The organism is Campylobacter porcelli (assembly GCF_002139855.1).
Classification (GTDB): Bacteria; Campylobacterota; Campylobacteria; order Campylobacterales; family Campylobacteraceae; genus Campylobacter; species Campylobacter porcelli.
The window spans coordinates 296,583-312,415 of sequence record NZ_CP018789.1 but is presented as its reverse complement, the minus strand read 5'-3'; the positions used below and the strand labels follow the sequence as shown (position 1 = coordinate 312,415).

Genomic DNA, 15,833 nt, shown 5'->3' with positions numbered 1-15,833 from the left:
CCTTTTTAAAATTATTTTCCTAAGCAAAAATTGCTAAACATTTTATCTAAAATTTCCGAATTTTGTAGCGGTTTTGTGATGCTTCCTATCTCTTTTATAGCTCTATTTATCTCATAAGCAAAAAGCTCAAGCACAGAATCATCTAAAAGATGAATAGCCCTATTTATCGCACTTTTGGCATCATCACAAGCTTTTATTTGCCTATTTGAGCTTAGCATTATCTCATTTGTATCTTGTGAATTTAAGTATTCTTGGATTGCTAGTTTTAAAGCATTAGAGTTATCTTTTGCACTAAGTAAAATTCCATCAATATTAAGGTCAAATTTAAATTCCAAATCAGATTTATTTAATACAAAAATTACCTTCTTATTTAAGCTATTTACAAAATCCAAAATCTCCATATCTTCGCTATTTACAACCCTTGAGCTATCAAATACACAGATGATTATATCAGCGCTATTTGCGGCCCTTTTGGAGTATTCTATACCGATATTTTCTATATCGTGATCGCTATGCCTAATACCAGCAGTATCGATTATACGCACTAAGTGGGTGCCGATTTTAATCTGCTCTTCGATAGTATCTCTAGTGGTTCCTGGAGTATTGCTAATTATGGCTCTTTCATAATTTAAAAGTGAGTTTAAAATGGAGCTTTTGCCTACATTTGGGGTGCCGATTATCGCTACTTTGTAGCCATCGATTAGACCTTTTTTTGAATTTGAAATTGATATTATATTATCTAGTTTTGAATAAATTTGCTCTAATTTTAGCTTGATTTGCTCCATTATATCAGCTGGTAAATCATCATCAGCATAGTCAATACAAGTCTCAGTATAAGCTAAAGCTGATATTAGCTCATCACGCAAAGTATCGCAAAATCTAGCCAACTCCCCGCTCATAACCCTAGCTAAAATCTTAGCCGCACCTTCGCTTCTAGCATTTATAAGACCTTGGATACTCTCAGCCTTAGCTAGATCAATTTTGTCATTTAGCACCGCTTTTTTACTAAATTCACCAGGATTAGCAACCCTAGCCCCATAAGATAATATCTCATCGATAATCAAATTTGCTACAACCACTCCGCCATGAGTCTGAAACTCCACCACATCTTCACCAGTAAAGCTAAATGGAGCCTTAAAATATATCACAATTGCCTCATCTAAGATATTGTCAAATTTATCCTTTAGCTTCTTTAAATGTGCTACTCTAGGCGTTAGATTACCGCAAATTTTATTAGCTATGCTTAGGGCATCTTTGCCACTAAGTCTAATAATAGATATAGCTCCGATGCCATATGGGGTTGCAAGTGCTACTATATTCATTTTTTATGAAAATCATTTATAACAATGAATTTGCCTTCATCGCTACTTTTAATTCCAACATATTTATCTGGAAATCTCTGCCTTAACTGCTCTAAAGCGATTTTAACTAATACCCCATCAAGAGGCTTGGTTTGAGCCCTGCCAATTAGCTCTACTCTTTCTATAACTCCATTTAAATATACAGCCATACTGCTCTCTTGGTTTTTTAAAAATTCAGCTATCTCTAGGCGAATTCCTTTATTATATTTAGCATTAATCCAGTTAAATATGAGATATGAAATAGCCTTATATCTATAGCCCTCCTTGCCTATCATTAGTGCTGCATCAGCTCCATCAAGCTTGATATATATAGTATCAGCGTCATAAATTGATAGCTCGCTAACCTGAATATCAAATAAACTAGCACCAAATAGCCTATCAAGCCCAGCTCTAATCTCTAATAAGATATTATCCAAAGATACTGCGGTTTGATTATCATCAATTTTATGAAATGAATCAAATATGGATTGGTCTATATTTAGCGTTGATTTTCTAGCTGGTTTTGCAAATTGCGCTTCTGCTTGGGTATCACTTTGAGTTATAGTGATGTTTGGCTCAAATTTATCTTCGCTACTTGGCTCAAATTTAGAGTGTGTGAATTTTTGGGCTTTATCGCACCTTATGCTCTTTTCAATGCGATCATTTTTTGGCTTTTTAACTCTTTTTTCACCATCTTTTTTCACAGATACTTCAAAAATACCATCTTTTTTAAAAAAGCCTAAAAATCCCTTTCTAGCTGCTTTTATCTGTGTAATTTCTAAATTTATAGCAGAGCATTTAAGCTCATTAGCTGCTTTTATATAAGCACTTTGTAAATCCTTAGCTTCAATCTTAATTCCCATGGTGTTTCTCCGCTATCTCTTGAGATTTATGACGCTCAAATATTTTATTTACGACCATTTGCTGAGCTATAGAGCATAGGTTGTTTATAAACCAATAAAGAGTAAGCCCCGCTGGGAATGTAATAAAGAAAAATGTAAATATCAAAGGTAGAAATTTCATAATCTTTGCTTGCATTGGATCTGTAAAATTGGTTGGCGTGATGTGCTGCTGGATATACATTGTAATACCCATAAGGATTGGTAATATAAAGTAAGGATCAAGCTCTGCAAGGTCATTAATCCATAAAATCCACTCAGCACCTTTTAACTCAATAGCATTTAGCAATACCCTATAAATTGCAAAGAATATTGGAATTTGAATTAAAATTGGCAAACATCCACCCATCGGATTAGCACCATGCTTTCTGTATAGCTCCATTACATGGGCGTTTATTTTTTGTGGATCGCCTTTATATTTGGCTTGTATCTCTTTCATCTTTGGAGCTAGATCTTTTAGCTTATTCATTGAGACCATACCCTTATATGTAAGAGGAAATAAAACTATACGGATAATGATGGTTAGTGCCACAATAGCAAAGCCCCAGTTGCCTATAAATGAGTAGAGCCAATCAAGTAGCAAAAAGGCAGGTTTAGCAATAAAGGTAAACCAACCATACTCAATGGTATCAACTAAGCTTGGATTGATTGATTTTAAAATTTTATAATCTTTTGGGCCGATGTAGCCTTTAGCACTGAAATTTCCAATATTTCTAACAAAGCTTAGAGTATTCTCATCGGTATCTTTTTGGATAAAGACCTCCATAGATCTCTTGCTATCATAAAATAAAGTAGTGTAATATCTATCACTATTAGCTAATAAATCCACACTTCTAAAGACCTCATTCCCTTTAGCGTCCCCATCTTCAATAATTTCTAAGCTATCATCTTCTTTTCTAAGCAAAACTCCATGAACGGTATATCCATCTACTGCTACAACTGGGCGAAATCCAGCTGTGATGAAATATTCATAATTTGAGCTTACTTTAACATCAATATCATATGAGCCATCTGCGTGGAATGTTATATTTTTTACCACGCTTACAGATGATAAATCTTGAGTTAAGCTTAAAGTAGCTGGGGTAGTGCCAACATCGATTTTATCGCTACTTGCCTTATATGCCACCTTGAAAGCCTCTTCATTTATAGCCCTATCAGAAAATCGAATTTCCAAAGGTAGTGGCGAAGTAGGTTTTAAAAGCGAAATTTGCTCACCATTTTCATTTTTAAATTTAGAATCTTTAAGCGTAAAGCTACTAATCCTTCCTAACTCATCGATTGTAGCGGTATAATTAATGCCTTCGATTGTAGCAATATTCTTGCTAGTTTGCTTTGGGGCTTGAGTGGTGCTGTTTGTTGTAGTTGTTGTCGGGGCGCTTTGATTTTGCTCTAAAGTTTTATTTATATCTAGTGGTTGCTTTGGTGCAAAAAGAGCATCATAAGCTATAAAAAATAGAACAGATATAACTGTGGCTATTATGAGCCTTTGCTGAGTTGAAAGTTTATCTAACACTTTTTATCCTTTGATAAGTCAAATGCTTTTATTAAATAAAATTTATCTTTTTTATATTTAATTAGCCAAAATTTTGGCTCTACATAATATGGCTTTGAAAATATATAAGATGGCTTAAATTCCCATCTAATAATAGGATAATCTATACCACCTCTAAAGAGTTGATTGCATCGCAAAATTCTAAAGCCAATAGCAAATATAGAAGTGATTATTCCACTATGGCTAAGCTGCCAAAGTGCATATTCAGAACAACTAGGATAGTATCTACACGACCTTGGCAATAATGGCGAGATATATTTTTTATAAAAAATAACCAAACTAGTGGCAATTTTCATCAATTTGCACCTAATAAATTTGCAAACAGAACAAGCACAAGAGTGCTAAATTCGCTACTTAAACTAAATAGCACAGGCTATCTTATGGAGTCCATTCGCTTTAACGCCCATCTAAAATTTTTACAAATTTTATCAAAAGGCACCTCATCTGCTCCACTTTTTGCAATGAATATATATATACCGCTTTTTAACTCATTACTAAGCGCAAAAAATGCAGCACGAAAAACCCTTTTAACTCTATTTCTTACTACTGCTTTTCCAATCTTTTTGCTTACTACTGCGGCAAATCTACTCATATCTGACTCTAAAAAATAGACAACTGCCAAATCACAATGCCACTTTTTGGCATTTTGATAGACCTTTTTAAACTCTTTACTATCACTAATAGAGTCAAATTTGCTAATTTTCAATTTAACTCTTAAGCAGCTAGTCTTGCTCTACCTTTTGCCCTTCTAGCGCTAATTACTTTACGACCATTTTTAGTTTTCATTCTAACACGGAAGCCGTGAGTGCGTTTTCTAGGTGTTTTATGCGGTTGATAAGTTCTTTTCATAAATGTTCCTTTTGGGTAAAATTAAGTTTTGGATTTTATCTAAATTTTACTTAAACGGCTTTTAATTTGATAAATTTCATCTTGGCTAGATATATTTAAATTCTATCTAAAGCAAATTACGCTAAAATCAAGCAATTTATTTTGGAATTTAATATGATACTTTATAATCAAAACTATGAAATGATCGGCATTAGTAGCGAAGGGTTATCTCTTTTTGGCTTTTTAACTCCTGAGGATTTTTTTAGAAGTTGTAATGATGTGAGCGACTATTTTTTAGAAACTAGCCCCCTATATAACACCAAAAAACACTATATAGATCTCATAATATCTGAGTCCCAGTCCAATATCCAAGATATGCAAATCAAGCTTGATAATGGCGATATAATGAGTGCTAAAATTGCCGTTGAAGTGGTAAATTTAAAGGATTTAAATGAGCATTATTATAGCGTCAAGCTACTATTTGATGGCAATAGACTATCATATTTTAGCGACCAAACTAGATGGCTATGGGATATACTATACATTAGTAGATTGGATGCTAATGAGTTTAAAACTAGAGTTTTAGAATTTACTAAAATAGCCAAAGAGAGATATGAAGCCTTATATGAAGCGAAGCTTTTATTGATAGATGCTAGTGATATTATCAAAGAGCTTGCCGCGATGGCTACAAACTTAAAATTAACTGAATTTTGCCAAATTCTAATAAATATCCAATCTACTAATGATGAAAAACTACTCAATGATGAGTTCTACCAATATATGCAATTTATCGAAAATATCGAAAATATAATTAAAAGTGAGATGTGATGAGACTACACTTTGGCCTACTTGGAATTTTGCGTTTAATAGCGACAATACCTTTGTGTATTATATTTTTTCTATCTAGCTGGTATTTGATTAGACAGTATGATATTAATATGGATTTAAAAGATCTAAAATCCAAATTTATCATCTCACTAGATCTTGTAAATCTCTCTAAAGAGTTAGATAAAGAGATGATTATCAATGATACAACAAGCAAAAATATAAATCGCCAAATCACAGATCACACAATAGAGCATATCAAATCCCTACACTACAATCAAAATAGCATAGAGCCGATTTTAGATAAGCTTAATACGCTTTTTCAAATTCGCCATAAATTAGATAATTCAGACTTTAATAAAAGTGAAATTTCAAGCTATTTTAGAGATATTAACCTGCTTATCAAAGATGATATTTTAGAGTTTAGGAATTATAATATATCGCATAGAATAAATTTATTTATCCTTGCTTTTGTCTCATCATACTCTAACACCATAACCATAAGTGCTAAAAGAGATCTGGTGGCTAATATTATCAATTATAGAGCCCTTAGTGATCAAGAACTTCTTTTATGGCTTGAGCTTATAAGAAATAATAAATTAGATTATAGCCACCTACCATCAAGTCAAGCCAAAAATACTATAGAATCAATATTTACAAGCAATGAATATAGACAGGCTATTAATAATCTTAGCACCTTTACAATTGAGATTATAAAAGATGGTTTGCCAAGCAACTACCTAGCACAGAAGCATTATGATCTAATCAGCGATGAGCTAAAATTCGCATATCAAATTCAAGAAGCGATAATATCTCAAATCAAATCTGAAATAGATAATTTCTCTACAGAAATTTTATTTGATTCTATCATAGCTTTTGTGGTTTGGCTTATTAGCATTGTGCTGATTTTAACATCATATTACACTAAAAATTATATAAGAGCTAATATCAATAATCTATCAAAAATTATTAAAAAAATAAAATCAGTCTCATCTGCAAATTTATCTGATGGCACCCAAGAAAATTCGCTAGAAAATGGCCATAAAATCATCAATGAGGCCTTAGATAGGATTATCGCACAAAAAGATATAGCCCAAAGCGATAGTAGATCTAAAACCGCCTTTTTAACCAATATATCGCACGAAATCAAAGCTCCGCTAAATGGCATAATGGGCTTTATAGATCTTTTAAAAAGTCGCTCACTAGGCAAGGATGAAAAAGAGCTAATTGATATAATCGAACATAGCAGCCAAACTCTACTAAAAGCTATAAACAATATCATAAATATGGCTAAGATCGAAGCTGGAGAGAGCGAAATTTATGAGAGCGAATTTGTGCTTTATAATCTATTTGATGGGATTATAACCTCATATTTTGATAGGCTTATAGCTAAAAATCTATCCCTTACTTACTACATCGATCCAGAGCTTATGATAACTGCATTTAGCGATGAAGAGAAGATAAGGCAAATAGCTATAAATTTAATTGACAATGCCATCAAATTCACGCCAAATGGTGGCAAAATCAATATATATGCAAAGAAAATTTCATCTACAAATAGCGATATTAGCTTTGATTTTATAGTCAAAGATAATGGAATTGGGATCGCTCAAAATGCTATTAATAAGATATTTGATAGCTTCTATGTAGATGAAAATTTATCAAGAACTTATGGCGGAACTGGTCTTGGCCTAAGTATAATCAACCACTATGCTAAGATGCTAAATAGCAAGATAAATGTCCAAAGTCAGCTAAAAAATGGTAGTGAATTTAGCCTAAACTTAACCCTAAAATTCCACCCACATAATGATAAAAACTACGCTAATATATTTAAAGGCTCAAAAGTATCGATTAATAAAAATGATATTGATGAAGAGAATTTAGAGATTATAAACCTATATTTAAAATACCTTGGTGTAGCAATTGAGCCAAATGCCACGCCAGTTATTGGCAAATTTAAAGGCGATAAAAATCCAAAAAATATAGAGTATCAAGAGCTTAATCACGGCTTTAGCCCTAGCCTAATCTCTTTGATAAATACACTATTAAATAGCCTTAAATCCACACAAAAATATAATTTAAAAATTCTAATTGCCACCAATGATACAAGCAAAAAAATTAAAGAGATGTTTGAGGAGATATGTGCTAATGTAGATGTGGTTTATGATGGCAAAAGCTTGTATGAGCTTACTTTGATTAACCACTATGATGCGATTTTTACTGATATTGCCCTAAATAAGCAAAACGCCATAATCGCTACAACAAATATCATCAACACGCAAGATGAAAAGGATATAGAAAGAACACCTATAATAGCGATGCTTTCAAGCCCTAAAGATAAGATAAATAAGACAAATTTGCTATTTGATTACTACTTGCAAAAGCCGTTTTTTAAATCACAAATTATCGAAATTTTATCTAGCATTGATAATAAAGACCCACTAAATGCCCTTGATGATACAAGAGATATATTGCTATTAAAAAAGAGTAAAATGGAAAATAGAATTTACCAAGCCGTCCTATCAAAGATCTGCCATAGTATAGATAGCACTGATTCTTTAGATGAGCTTGAAGAGATCATACAAAATAGAGCTTATAAGCTAATTTTAATTGATTATGGAGCAGCTCAATTTGACTTTAAAAGAGTCTTAAATATCCTAAAGACTAGCTATGAATTACATAAATTTATGAGTAAAATGGTGCTATTTATAGAGCCAAACACTGAAATTCCAACACAGATGAAAACGCAATTTGCCAAGATACTAAATACAAATATCAGCAAATCTGAGCTAGAAAATCAGATAAAAGAGCTACTATGATAAAGCTAAATGTCCTTATAATCGATGATGATGAGATTACTCTTAAGCTATTAGATATGATCTTGGCTAATAATCTCTATATAGCAAGCATAACCACAGCCAAAGATGGATTAGAGGCGATGGAGATTTTAGAGCGTAGATTTGATATAAATTTGATACTACTAGATATATATATGCCACGCCTTGATGGGTTTGAGTTTTTAAACAATTTCAAACAACGCAAATATCTCCAAGATATTCCAATAATAGCCATCAGCACAGATATTTCTCAGCGTCAAAAGGCGTTGGAATTTGGGGTATATGACTTTATAGTAAAGCCAATTAGCAAAAAATCATTAAATAAATTTATAAAAAAGATAGCCAACGCTTTAGGCTAAATTTAACTCAATTTTCTTGCCAAATCCCAAGCTATTATCTGTAAATTTAAGCCAATTTAGCCTAATTGTGTATAAATTTAGCTTCATAAACCTAGCATAAGCAAACCTCGATATATAGGCACTTTTATGCTCTTTAATATCGCTTTTACTTATCACTCCTTTGGCTTGAAGACCTTGAATTTTCCCTACTATATCTGTTTGTAAGGCAATATTTATAAAAACCCTATTATCACTTTGTATAGCCCTTAGGTGGTAGCTACCACTTCCAAAAGCCACAATAATCAAATTTGGCTCAATAAAAGCATAAAAACAGCTACAAAGATACGCCCCATCTGGCGAATTCACGCCAAGGGTTAATATATGCTCGTCTTTAATAAATTTAACTATCTTCTCATTCATCTTTTTATATTGGCACTATTTTTGCTTGATTTTAGCCAAATTTGGCTTAAAATAAATCGCTTTTAGCCGATTTTGTTATAAATTTTAAGGAAATCATAATGACAACTAGCAACTACGCAAATGCCTCTTATAATGCGTTTAACTACTCTTTTAAAACCAGCTCAGGCGATACTATCAATCTTTCAATGTATGATAATAAAGAGCTTAACTACTCAAATAAAAACTCTAAAAATTCTCAAGAGCAAACCCTTAGCTTAAAACACTCTTATGGGTATAAATTTGAACTAAATAGCGATAATGGCCTAAGCCAGCAAGATAGAGATGAGATAGCAAAGGCTATGGAAGAACTTCGCCCAAAAATAGATGAGTTTATGAAGCAAGTTAAGGAAAATGAGCCATTTAGCGATGAGACAATCGCAAATATCTCAAATTCGCTTAAAAAATATCTACCAGATTTAAGCAGTAATGATGCAAAAATAGAGCTAAAAAAATCGCTTTTAGATATGTTTGATGAGATGCTAAAAGAGAATAAAAGTACAAATAATAAAATAAATAAAACCTTACTAGAACAAACCAATAAGCTATTTGAAAATATGATAAAACCACAAAATAGCCTAAACTACTACGCTTAAGCTTGCTTAAAAGCAAGCTTATTAGCTAAATTTTGCTATCTAAATTTAATCATTAACTAAATTTTTGTATAATCTTTAATTTTAAAAATTTTAAGGTAAAGCTATGATATATAGAAATTTAATAAAAGAGATGTTAAAACTTCAACAAGAACTAAATGATAATACAAATGGCATTGGCTGGGAGAGAGGCACTACTAAAGATGGCAAACTAATTAGCTGGAAGCGTTGTATATATATGGAGTGTGCTGAGCTAATTGATAGCTTTGCTTGGAAGCATTGGAAGGAGATAAATGCCCCATTAGATGTCGATAATATCGCTATTGAGATTGTGGATATTTGGCATTTTATTATGAGTTTGGGATTAGAAAATTATAAGATTAACTCCCTTGGAGATATAGAAAATTTAACTGATGATATAGTAGCAACAAGCGGATTTAATGAATTTTGTAAAGAGCCTTATAATATTAAAAAGTATAGCATTTATGAGATTATCAATGATACTGAGCTTATCATAAATCGTTGTAGTGGGTTTAATATAAATTTCTTTGATCTTTTAAGGGATTATTTTAGAGTTGCGTTAAAATGCGGAGTGAATTTACAAAAATTATTTAATATCTATATAGGCAAAAATGTATTAAACAAATTTCGCCAAGACCACGGCTACAAAGATGGCACATACAAAAAAATTTGGAATGGAGTAGAAGATAATATAGTAATGAGTGAGATATTACAAAGTGGAGTAAGTAGCGTAGATGAAATTTACTCTAAACTTAAAATTAGCTATCAAAATATCCAATGAATAGTGTGATTAAACGCTCATTTGCTGATTTTTTAAGCCTTAGATTTATCCTATTATCCATCTTGCCACTTGTGGTATCTTTGGCTAGTTTAATTGGCTTAGTTGTGCTATTTGGCGATGATATTTTTGCCGCTTTTGCTAAGCCGCAAATCCAAACCTATGCTAGTGGAGATGGATTTATAGCGTGGCTAATATCACTAAGCTTAGTTCAATTCATCATAACCTCATCATTTTATGTAATTAGCATATTCTTAGCCATCATCTTAAGCGTCGCAATCGCTGCTGTAATCACAGGATTTTTAACCCCGTATATAGTTAAATTTATAAATCAAAAATATTATAATTACAACACAACCCCAGAGCCAAGCAACATTAGAGTATTAAATTTAATCTTTATCACATTTATCAAATTTATACTAATTTTTCTAATTTGTATCCCACTTCTATTTATCCCAGTAATCAATCTTTTTATACTAAATTTGCCATTTTTCTACCTATTTTATCGCCTTATGCTAATTGATGTCGCTAGCAATACCTCTGATAGATTAATCTTTGAAGTTGATTTACAAAAAGGCGGTGGAGTTAAATTTTTTAGCGCTTCAGTGATATTTTACATAATTACCTTAATACCATTTGTTGGATTATTTAGTCAAATATTTTTTGTAATATTTTTAAGCCATTTATTATTAGAGAAAAATTCAAAAGGGTTTTGATGAAAAATATTCTATTTTTTAGCTTTATAGTTTTAATATCTATTTTGATGTATATTAGCCAGAGCTTTTTGACTATTATTTTTGGGGTTTGTATATTTTTGTATGCGATGAGTGTGCTTGAAAAGAGCTTTTCGATGATGGCAAGCTTGGAGACATTTTTAAAAAAAATGACTAAAACAAATTTTCAAAGCTTTATATTTGGCTCTGTTTCTACCACCATAATGCAATCAAGCGGTCTTGTAAGCGTTCTTGCTATATCATTTTTAAGCGCTGGGCTAATCTCTTTAGCTTCAGGCCTTGCTATTATATATGGGATAAATTTAGCCACCATTACCACAGGTTGGTTTTTAGCTGGATTTGGGGTTAAGGTAGATATAGCTGCATACTCAATGCCTCTTATCGTAATTGGCATGCTATGTATGGTTAATAAAACTCAAAAGATAAAAGGCTTTGGGTATTTTTTATTTAGTATTGGGCTTTTATTTTTGGGAATTTCATATATGAAAGGTGGCTTTGACCACATTAAAGATAGCATTGATCTATCACAATTTGCTATGTCTGGCATTGGAGGATTGCTTATATATACGCTTGTAGGGGTTGTAGTTACTGTGCTAATTCAAAGCTCACACGCATCTTTAACCCTAGCAATAGCTGCTCTAAGCGTAGGACAGATAACATATGAAAATGCCGTTGGTATAGCCATCGGCTCAAATGTAGGCTCAACTGTAATGGCTGTAATTGGCTCATTAAATGCAAATATAGAAGGCAAGAAGCTAACAGTAGCTCATGTATTATTTAATGTATCGTGTGCGATAATAAGCATTATTTTAATCACGCCATTTATGTATATCACCGATATTACTAGCGACTATTTTGGTATTGCTAAAGATGATTATACCCTTAGACTTGCTGTATTTTTATCATATTTTAATGCTGTTGGCGTAATCATATTCTACCCATTAATCCCATTTATCGAAAAACTACTAAATAAATTTATGAAAGATAGCAAAAAAAGGAGTAAAATCGATAGCGCTAAGTATCTTGATGAGCACTCATTACAATTCCCAAATAGTGCTTTAGAGGTCTTAAATAAAGAGATGCTACACCTATATTCTAACGCAAACTCAATCATCGCAAAAGCCATTAGCATTAGTAGTAGCGATATACAAAATAGCGATACCCCCGCTAAAGATATAATCGCCCTAAGGCAAACTGCGATTAAAATTGACTATGATGAGCTATATAATAATAGATTTAAAGAGATATATAGTCAGATTATCGACTACGCCATATTAGCTGGAGCTAATGCTAAGCCAGAACAATTGAGTAAATTTATGGATATTAGGCGCTCAGCACTGATTATGGCTGAAACCTTAAAAGATATGAAAAATGCCCAGCCAAATATCTATAAATATATCACAAGCTCTAATCAATATGCTAAAGAGGAGTATGATAAACTAAGAGTCGAAATGCTACAAAGCCTTCGCATAATGTATAAAATCGCAAATATCAAAGACCCAAGTGAGCTAGAAAATCAGATAAAAAATTTGCGTAAAATATATCAAGAGTATGATAGTGAGTTTAACTTTGATGTATTAATCATCAATAAAAAAATCACCAACAAAATGGCAACATCTTTGATGAATGATACGGCGCTAATGAAAAATATCACAAAAGGTATGCTTAAGGTGGTTGAGATGATATTTACTCATCATCATAGCGAAGAAAAATTAGAAGAGATAACGAATGCATAAATATGATAAAGCCACCGCAAAATAAGTATAAAAAAATTAGAAACAACATAGAGCAGCCATTAACGCAAAGCCAAAAAGAGCAATTTACGCTAAAAATATCGCTATATTGTGCGGTGGTGTTAGCGATTTTTGGAATTTCGTATGGGATATACATTGGCTCAAAGGCGATTATTTTTGATGGTTTGGTGGCGTTTTTATCTATTATTTTAATCCTACTTAGCGTAATTACATCAAAATTTATCTATAAAGAAGATGATGATATTTTCCAATATGGATATATGCGATTTGAGCCTATGGTAAATCTATTTAAAAGCTTGATTTTACTAATACTATGCGTGTATGCCATAATCAACGGCATTGAAGGCATTTTAACCGGTGGCTATGAAGTTAAATTTGACCAAGCGATGCTTTACTCATTTTTATCTATGATTTTATCTATTGGAATTTGGCTTTTTACATCATATCAAGCTAAAATCTTACAATCCCCGCTAATATCCGTTGATAGCCTAGAGTGGCTTATAGATAGCGTGCTTTATATGGGTGGATTTTTAGCTTTTGGGGCGGTTTGGCTATTTGATAAGGAGAGCCAAACTATATGGGCTAGATATTTAGATCCTACGCTTTTAGTGGTATTGTCTATGATCTTAGCCATAATGCCGCTAAAGGTATTTATAAAAAATTTAGCCGATTTAGCCATGGTCGCACCTAAGGATATGGATGATAAGATAGACACTCTACTACAAAATATATCAAAAAAGTATAATTTTAGCGATTATGATACGCATGTAGCAAAGAGTGGGAGATTTTTTATGATTGAGATAAATATCTTAATGGGTGAGTCATTTAAAATTCAAAGCATAGATGAGATGGATCAAATAAGAGATGAGATAGAGCAAGGATTAAATATCCCAAGTTATAAAATTTGGCTTAGCGTTAGCTTTACAAAAAATCCAAAATGGCTTTAATCAAATTTAGCCTTTTTATTCATCATCCACCAAAGTATGGAAAATTGTAGATTTGGTGCCTTTACCTTGCTTTCATCATAGATGAAATTTAATATCTGGCTTTGCTTTATAAATACTAACTCTATCTTCTCATCATCTACCCCACCGCCACTTGAGACCTTCATACTCTCATCAATTTCGCCATAAAATAGAGTTTGAGAGTTTGCTCCAAATCCAAGTGCGGTAAAACTACTAGTAACTCGCTCTATATTACTAAGGCTATATCCTGTCTCTTCTATAATCTCTTCAATCATAGTAGCTTTGGTATCTAGCCCCTTATCCATAATCCCCGCACAAAGCTCATATGTAAGGCCGTTTTTGGTTTGGATTTGATTTTTCTCTTGATAGTACCACACAGATGGGCGAAACTGCCTAACAAACAAAAATGAGTCAAACTCCCTATGATATAGCAGACAACTCACGCTATCGTGTGCCTCAACGCAATCCCAACACTTCTTCTTACCATCTTGAGTATATGAGATACTAAATGGTCTAACAAATTTAGACTCCTTTAATGGTATGATTTTTAAATCACTTATAGTAAAATCCATGTCGCTAGTCCTAAAAATACAAAAAATCCTATAATATCAGTTGCAGTAGTTAAAAACACCGTGCTACCAACAGCTGGGTCAAGCCCTATGCGTTTTAGAGTAAGGGGGATAAATGTGCCTAAAAATGCCGCCATAATGATATTTGCCACCATCGCTACTGCTATTACCACTCCAAGCATCGGCATATCAAACCAAAGCCCCACTAAAACCCCTAAAAAAATCGCAAAAATCAAAGAGTTAAAAATCGCCATTATAATCTCTTTTTTAAGCACCGTCCAAAAATCATCAATCCCAATCTCGCCAAGAGCAAGTCTTCTTACAGTAACGGCTAGCGTTTGATTTCCAGCGTTACCACCCATACTAGCTACTATTGGCATTAAAACTGCTAAGGCGACCAAACTCTCAATAGACTTTTCAAAAAATCCAATAACTATAACCCCTAAAATTGCCGTAATCAAATTCACAAACAACCAAGCAGCCCTAGCTCTACCAGTTTTGACTAGCCCCTCCTCTTCAGCTTCATCATTAACCCCAGCTAGATTGTAAATCTGCTCAGTAGCACTCTCTTTTAAAAAGTCGTGAATATCATCAGTAGTAATCCGCCCAAGCAAAATTCCAGCTCTATTTGTAACCGCAATCGCACTTAAATCATAATCCATAATAATATCAGCCACAACCTTAATATCATCACTATCAATAGCAAAATGCGGTTTAAATCTCTCCTCATCTTCAACTACAATTTGATTTAAATTTAGATTAAAATCATATGTTATAAGATCCTCAAGTGCAATTGTATGCTTTAATACCCCTTCATTATCCACAACAAATAAAGAAAAGACATTTTCAATCTTATTTTCTTGCTTCATTATACGAAACCTAGCTATAGCACTACCCAAGCTCTCATCTAACCTAGCGCTAAATAGCTCTGTTTGCATATACGCACCAGCTTCGTTATCTTCATAATTTATAAGCTTACTAATCTCTTTTTGGCTATCTATCTCAAGTGAGCTAAATAGCTCTTTTGCCTTCTCTTCATCTATCTCTTCTATGGTCTGTATAAGATCAGTTGCGTCATCGCTTTCTAGCTCATCTATAGCTTCGGCTATCTTATCATTTGGGATATTTTCGATCACATCACGGAGCATATGCTCTGGCATCTCCATAGCCGCCTCGCCAAGCGTGTGAGCGTCAAGCTTTTCTAGATATTTAGCATACTCATCTTCATCGTGAGTTTTTAATATCTTTAGATGGCTTGCTATATCAGCAGCACTTAGCTCACTCTCATCTATAATATGCTTTTTAAGCTTCTCTTTAGCCTCTTCTAAATTTTTATTTGGCATT

General features: G+C 32.8%; 17 protein-coding genes. 8 read left to right on the top strand and 9 right to left on the bottom strand.

Annotated elements, in window-relative coordinates; genetic code table 11:
* Positions 1-11 precede the first annotated feature (11 nt).
* The 6 genes from mnmE to rpmH form a co-directional block, all read right to left on the bottom strand.
* Positions 12-1,322, bottom strand: a complete 1,311-nt coding sequence (gene mnmE / locus CSUIS_RS01545) for a tRNA uridine-5-carboxymethylaminomethyl(34) synthesis GTPase MnmE (protein WP_086237626.1) — start codon at positions 1,320-1,322, stop codon at positions 12-14.
* Entirely contained in the window at positions 1,319-2,197 is an 879-nt protein-coding gene (locus CSUIS_RS01540; RefSeq protein ID WP_086298539.1) for a Jag N-terminal domain-containing protein, read from the bottom strand. Before CSUIS_RS01540 ends, mnmE begins: the two co-directional genes overlap by 4 nt.
* Positions 2,193-3,752 carry a membrane protein insertase YidC gene (gene yidC, locus CSUIS_RS01535; RefSeq protein WP_086296824.1) on the bottom strand — a complete coding sequence of 520 codons (1,560 nt, stop codon included), beginning with the start codon at positions 3,750-3,752 and terminating at the stop codon, positions 2,193-2,195. Before yidC ends, CSUIS_RS01540 begins: the two co-directional genes overlap by 5 nt.
* On the bottom strand, positions 3,746-4,087 hold the full coding sequence (gene yidD / locus CSUIS_RS01530) for a membrane protein insertion efficiency factor YidD (RefSeq protein WP_086237624.1): 342 nt from the start codon (positions 4,085-4,087) through the stop codon (positions 3,746-3,748). The genes yidC and yidD overlap by 7 nt, the downstream gene beginning before the upstream one ends.
* 77 nt (positions 4,088-4,164) lie before the next feature.
* Complete coding sequence (rnpA, locus tag CSUIS_RS01525; protein ID WP_192940197.1) at positions 4,165-4,497, bottom strand: ribonuclease P protein component; 333 nt, start codon at positions 4,495-4,497, stop codon at positions 4,165-4,167.
* Positions 4,498-4,505: 8 nt separating this feature from the next.
* The gene (gene rpmH / locus CSUIS_RS01520; RefSeq protein WP_086237623.1) at positions 4,506-4,640 is read right to left on the bottom strand and encodes a 50S ribosomal protein L34; all 135 of its coding nucleotides are present in this window, start codon (positions 4,638-4,640) and stop codon (positions 4,506-4,508) included.
* Between the two features lie 153 nt (positions 4,641-4,793).
* Here rpmH and CSUIS_RS01515 point away from each other — a divergent pair, with 153 nt between their 5' ends.
* Genes CSUIS_RS01515 through CSUIS_RS01505 form a run of 3 tightly spaced genes read left to right on the top strand, consistent with a single transcriptional unit; the run spans position 4,794 to position 8,640 of the window.
* Entirely contained in the window at positions 4,794-5,447 is a 654-nt protein-coding gene (locus CSUIS_RS01515) for a hypothetical protein (RefSeq protein WP_086296823.1), read from the top strand.
* Positions 5,447-8,263, top strand: a complete 2,817-nt coding sequence (locus tag CSUIS_RS01510; protein WP_086296822.1) for a hybrid sensor histidine kinase/response regulator — start codon at positions 5,447-5,449, stop codon at positions 8,261-8,263. Before CSUIS_RS01515 ends, CSUIS_RS01510 begins: the two co-directional genes overlap by 1 nt.
* Entirely contained in the window at positions 8,260-8,640 is a 381-nt protein-coding gene (locus CSUIS_RS01505; RefSeq protein ID WP_086237620.1) for a response regulator, read from the top strand. Before CSUIS_RS01510 ends, CSUIS_RS01505 begins: the two co-directional genes overlap by 4 nt.
* Here the strand turns inward: CSUIS_RS01505 and CSUIS_RS01500 are convergent.
* On the bottom strand, positions 8,632-9,039 hold the full coding sequence (locus CSUIS_RS01500; RefSeq protein ID WP_086237619.1) for a hypothetical protein: 408 nt from the start codon (positions 9,037-9,039) through the stop codon (positions 8,632-8,634). The two genes, CSUIS_RS01505 and CSUIS_RS01500, sit on opposite strands and share 9 nt — an antisense overlap.
* A 98-nt stretch (positions 9,040-9,137) precedes the next feature.
* Here CSUIS_RS01500 and CSUIS_RS01495 point away from each other — a divergent pair, with 98 nt between their 5' ends.
* The 5 genes from CSUIS_RS01495 to CSUIS_RS01475 all read left to right on the top strand — a co-directional run bounded on the left by CSUIS_RS01495 (position 9,138) and on the right by CSUIS_RS01475 (position 13,902).
* Positions 9,138-9,671 carry an ATP/GTP-binding protein gene (locus CSUIS_RS01495; RefSeq protein ID WP_086296821.1) on the top strand — a complete coding sequence of 178 codons (534 nt, stop codon included), beginning with the start codon at positions 9,138-9,140 and terminating at the stop codon, positions 9,669-9,671.
* A 103-nt stretch (positions 9,672-9,774) separates the two neighbouring features.
* Complete coding sequence (gene dut, locus CSUIS_RS01490) at positions 9,775-10,470, top strand: dUTPase (protein ID WP_086296820.1); 696 nt, start codon at positions 9,775-9,777, stop codon at positions 10,468-10,470.
* Positions 10,467-11,183, top strand: a complete 717-nt coding sequence (locus CSUIS_RS01485; RefSeq protein ID WP_086296819.1) for an EI24 domain-containing protein — start codon at positions 10,467-10,469, stop codon at positions 11,181-11,183. The genes dut and CSUIS_RS01485 overlap by 4 nt, the downstream gene beginning before the upstream one ends.
* A complete protein-coding gene (locus CSUIS_RS01480; protein WP_086237615.1) occupies positions 11,183-12,937 on the top strand; it encodes a Na/Pi cotransporter family protein in 1,755 nt (584 codons plus the stop codon). Before CSUIS_RS01485 ends, CSUIS_RS01480 begins: the two co-directional genes overlap by 1 nt.
* Before the next feature lie 2 nt (positions 12,938-12,939).
* Positions 12,940-13,902 (top strand): cation diffusion facilitator family transporter, encoded by a 963-nt coding sequence (locus CSUIS_RS01475; RefSeq protein WP_086237614.1) that lies wholly within the window; start codon positions 12,940-12,942, stop codon positions 13,900-13,902.
* Here the strand turns inward: CSUIS_RS01475 and CSUIS_RS01470 are convergent.
* Positions 13,899-14,492, bottom strand: a complete 594-nt coding sequence (locus CSUIS_RS01470) for an NUDIX hydrolase (RefSeq protein ID WP_086296818.1) — start codon at positions 14,490-14,492, stop codon at positions 13,899-13,901. The genes CSUIS_RS01475 and CSUIS_RS01470 overlap by 4 nt on opposite strands.
* Positions 14,477-15,832, bottom strand: coding sequence for a magnesium transporter (gene mgtE, locus CSUIS_RS01465; RefSeq protein WP_086296817.1), 1,356 nt, complete (start codon positions 15,830-15,832; stop codon positions 14,477-14,479). The genes CSUIS_RS01470 and mgtE overlap by 16 nt, the downstream gene beginning before the upstream one ends.
* Position 15,833 lies beyond the last annotated feature (1 nt).

Excerpts from the sequence above, each read along its gene's own strand:
- mnmE (WP_086237626.1), bottom strand. The coding sequence starts at position 1,322 with ATGAATATAGTAGCACTTGCAACCCCATATGGCATCGGAGCTATATCT.
- yidD (WP_086237624.1), bottom strand. The coding sequence starts at position 4,087 with ATGAAAATTGCCACTAGTTTGGTTATTTTTTATAAAAAATATATCTCG.
- rpmH (WP_086237623.1), bottom strand. The coding sequence starts at position 4,640 with ATGAAAAGAACTTATCAACCGCATAAAACACCTAGAAAACGCACTCAC.
- CSUIS_RS01515 (WP_086296823.1), top strand. The coding sequence starts at position 4,794 with ATGATACTTTATAATCAAAACTATGAAATGATCGGCATTAGTAGCGAA.
- CSUIS_RS01510 (WP_086296822.1), top strand. The coding sequence starts at position 5,447 with ATGAGACTACACTTTGGCCTACTTGGAATTTTGCGTTTAATAGCGACA.
- CSUIS_RS01505 (WP_086237620.1), top strand. The coding sequence starts at position 8,260 with ATGATAAAGCTAAATGTCCTTATAATCGATGATGATGAGATTACTCTT.
- CSUIS_RS01500 (WP_086237619.1), bottom strand. The coding sequence starts at position 9,039 with ATGAATGAGAAGATAGTTAAATTTATTAAAGACGAGCATATATTAACC.
- CSUIS_RS01495 (WP_086296821.1), top strand. The coding sequence starts at position 9,138 with ATGACAACTAGCAACTACGCAAATGCCTCTTATAATGCGTTTAACTAC.
- dut (WP_086296820.1), top strand. The coding sequence starts at position 9,775 with ATGATATATAGAAATTTAATAAAAGAGATGTTAAAACTTCAACAAGAA.
- CSUIS_RS01485 (WP_086296819.1), top strand. The coding sequence starts at position 10,467 with ATGAATAGTGTGATTAAACGCTCATTTGCTGATTTTTTAAGCCTTAGA.
- CSUIS_RS01480 (WP_086237615.1), top strand. The coding sequence starts at position 11,183 with ATGAAAAATATTCTATTTTTTAGCTTTATAGTTTTAATATCTATTTTG.
- CSUIS_RS01475 (WP_086237614.1), top strand. The coding sequence starts at position 12,940 with ATGATAAAGCCACCGCAAAATAAGTATAAAAAAATTAGAAACAACATA.
- CSUIS_RS01470 (WP_086296818.1), bottom strand. The coding sequence starts at position 14,492 with ATGGATTTTACTATAAGTGATTTAAAAATCATACCATTAAAGGAGTCT.
- mgtE (WP_086296817.1), bottom strand. The coding sequence starts at position 15,832 with ATGCCAAATAAAAATTTAGAAGAGGCTAAAGAGAAGCTTAAAAAGCAT.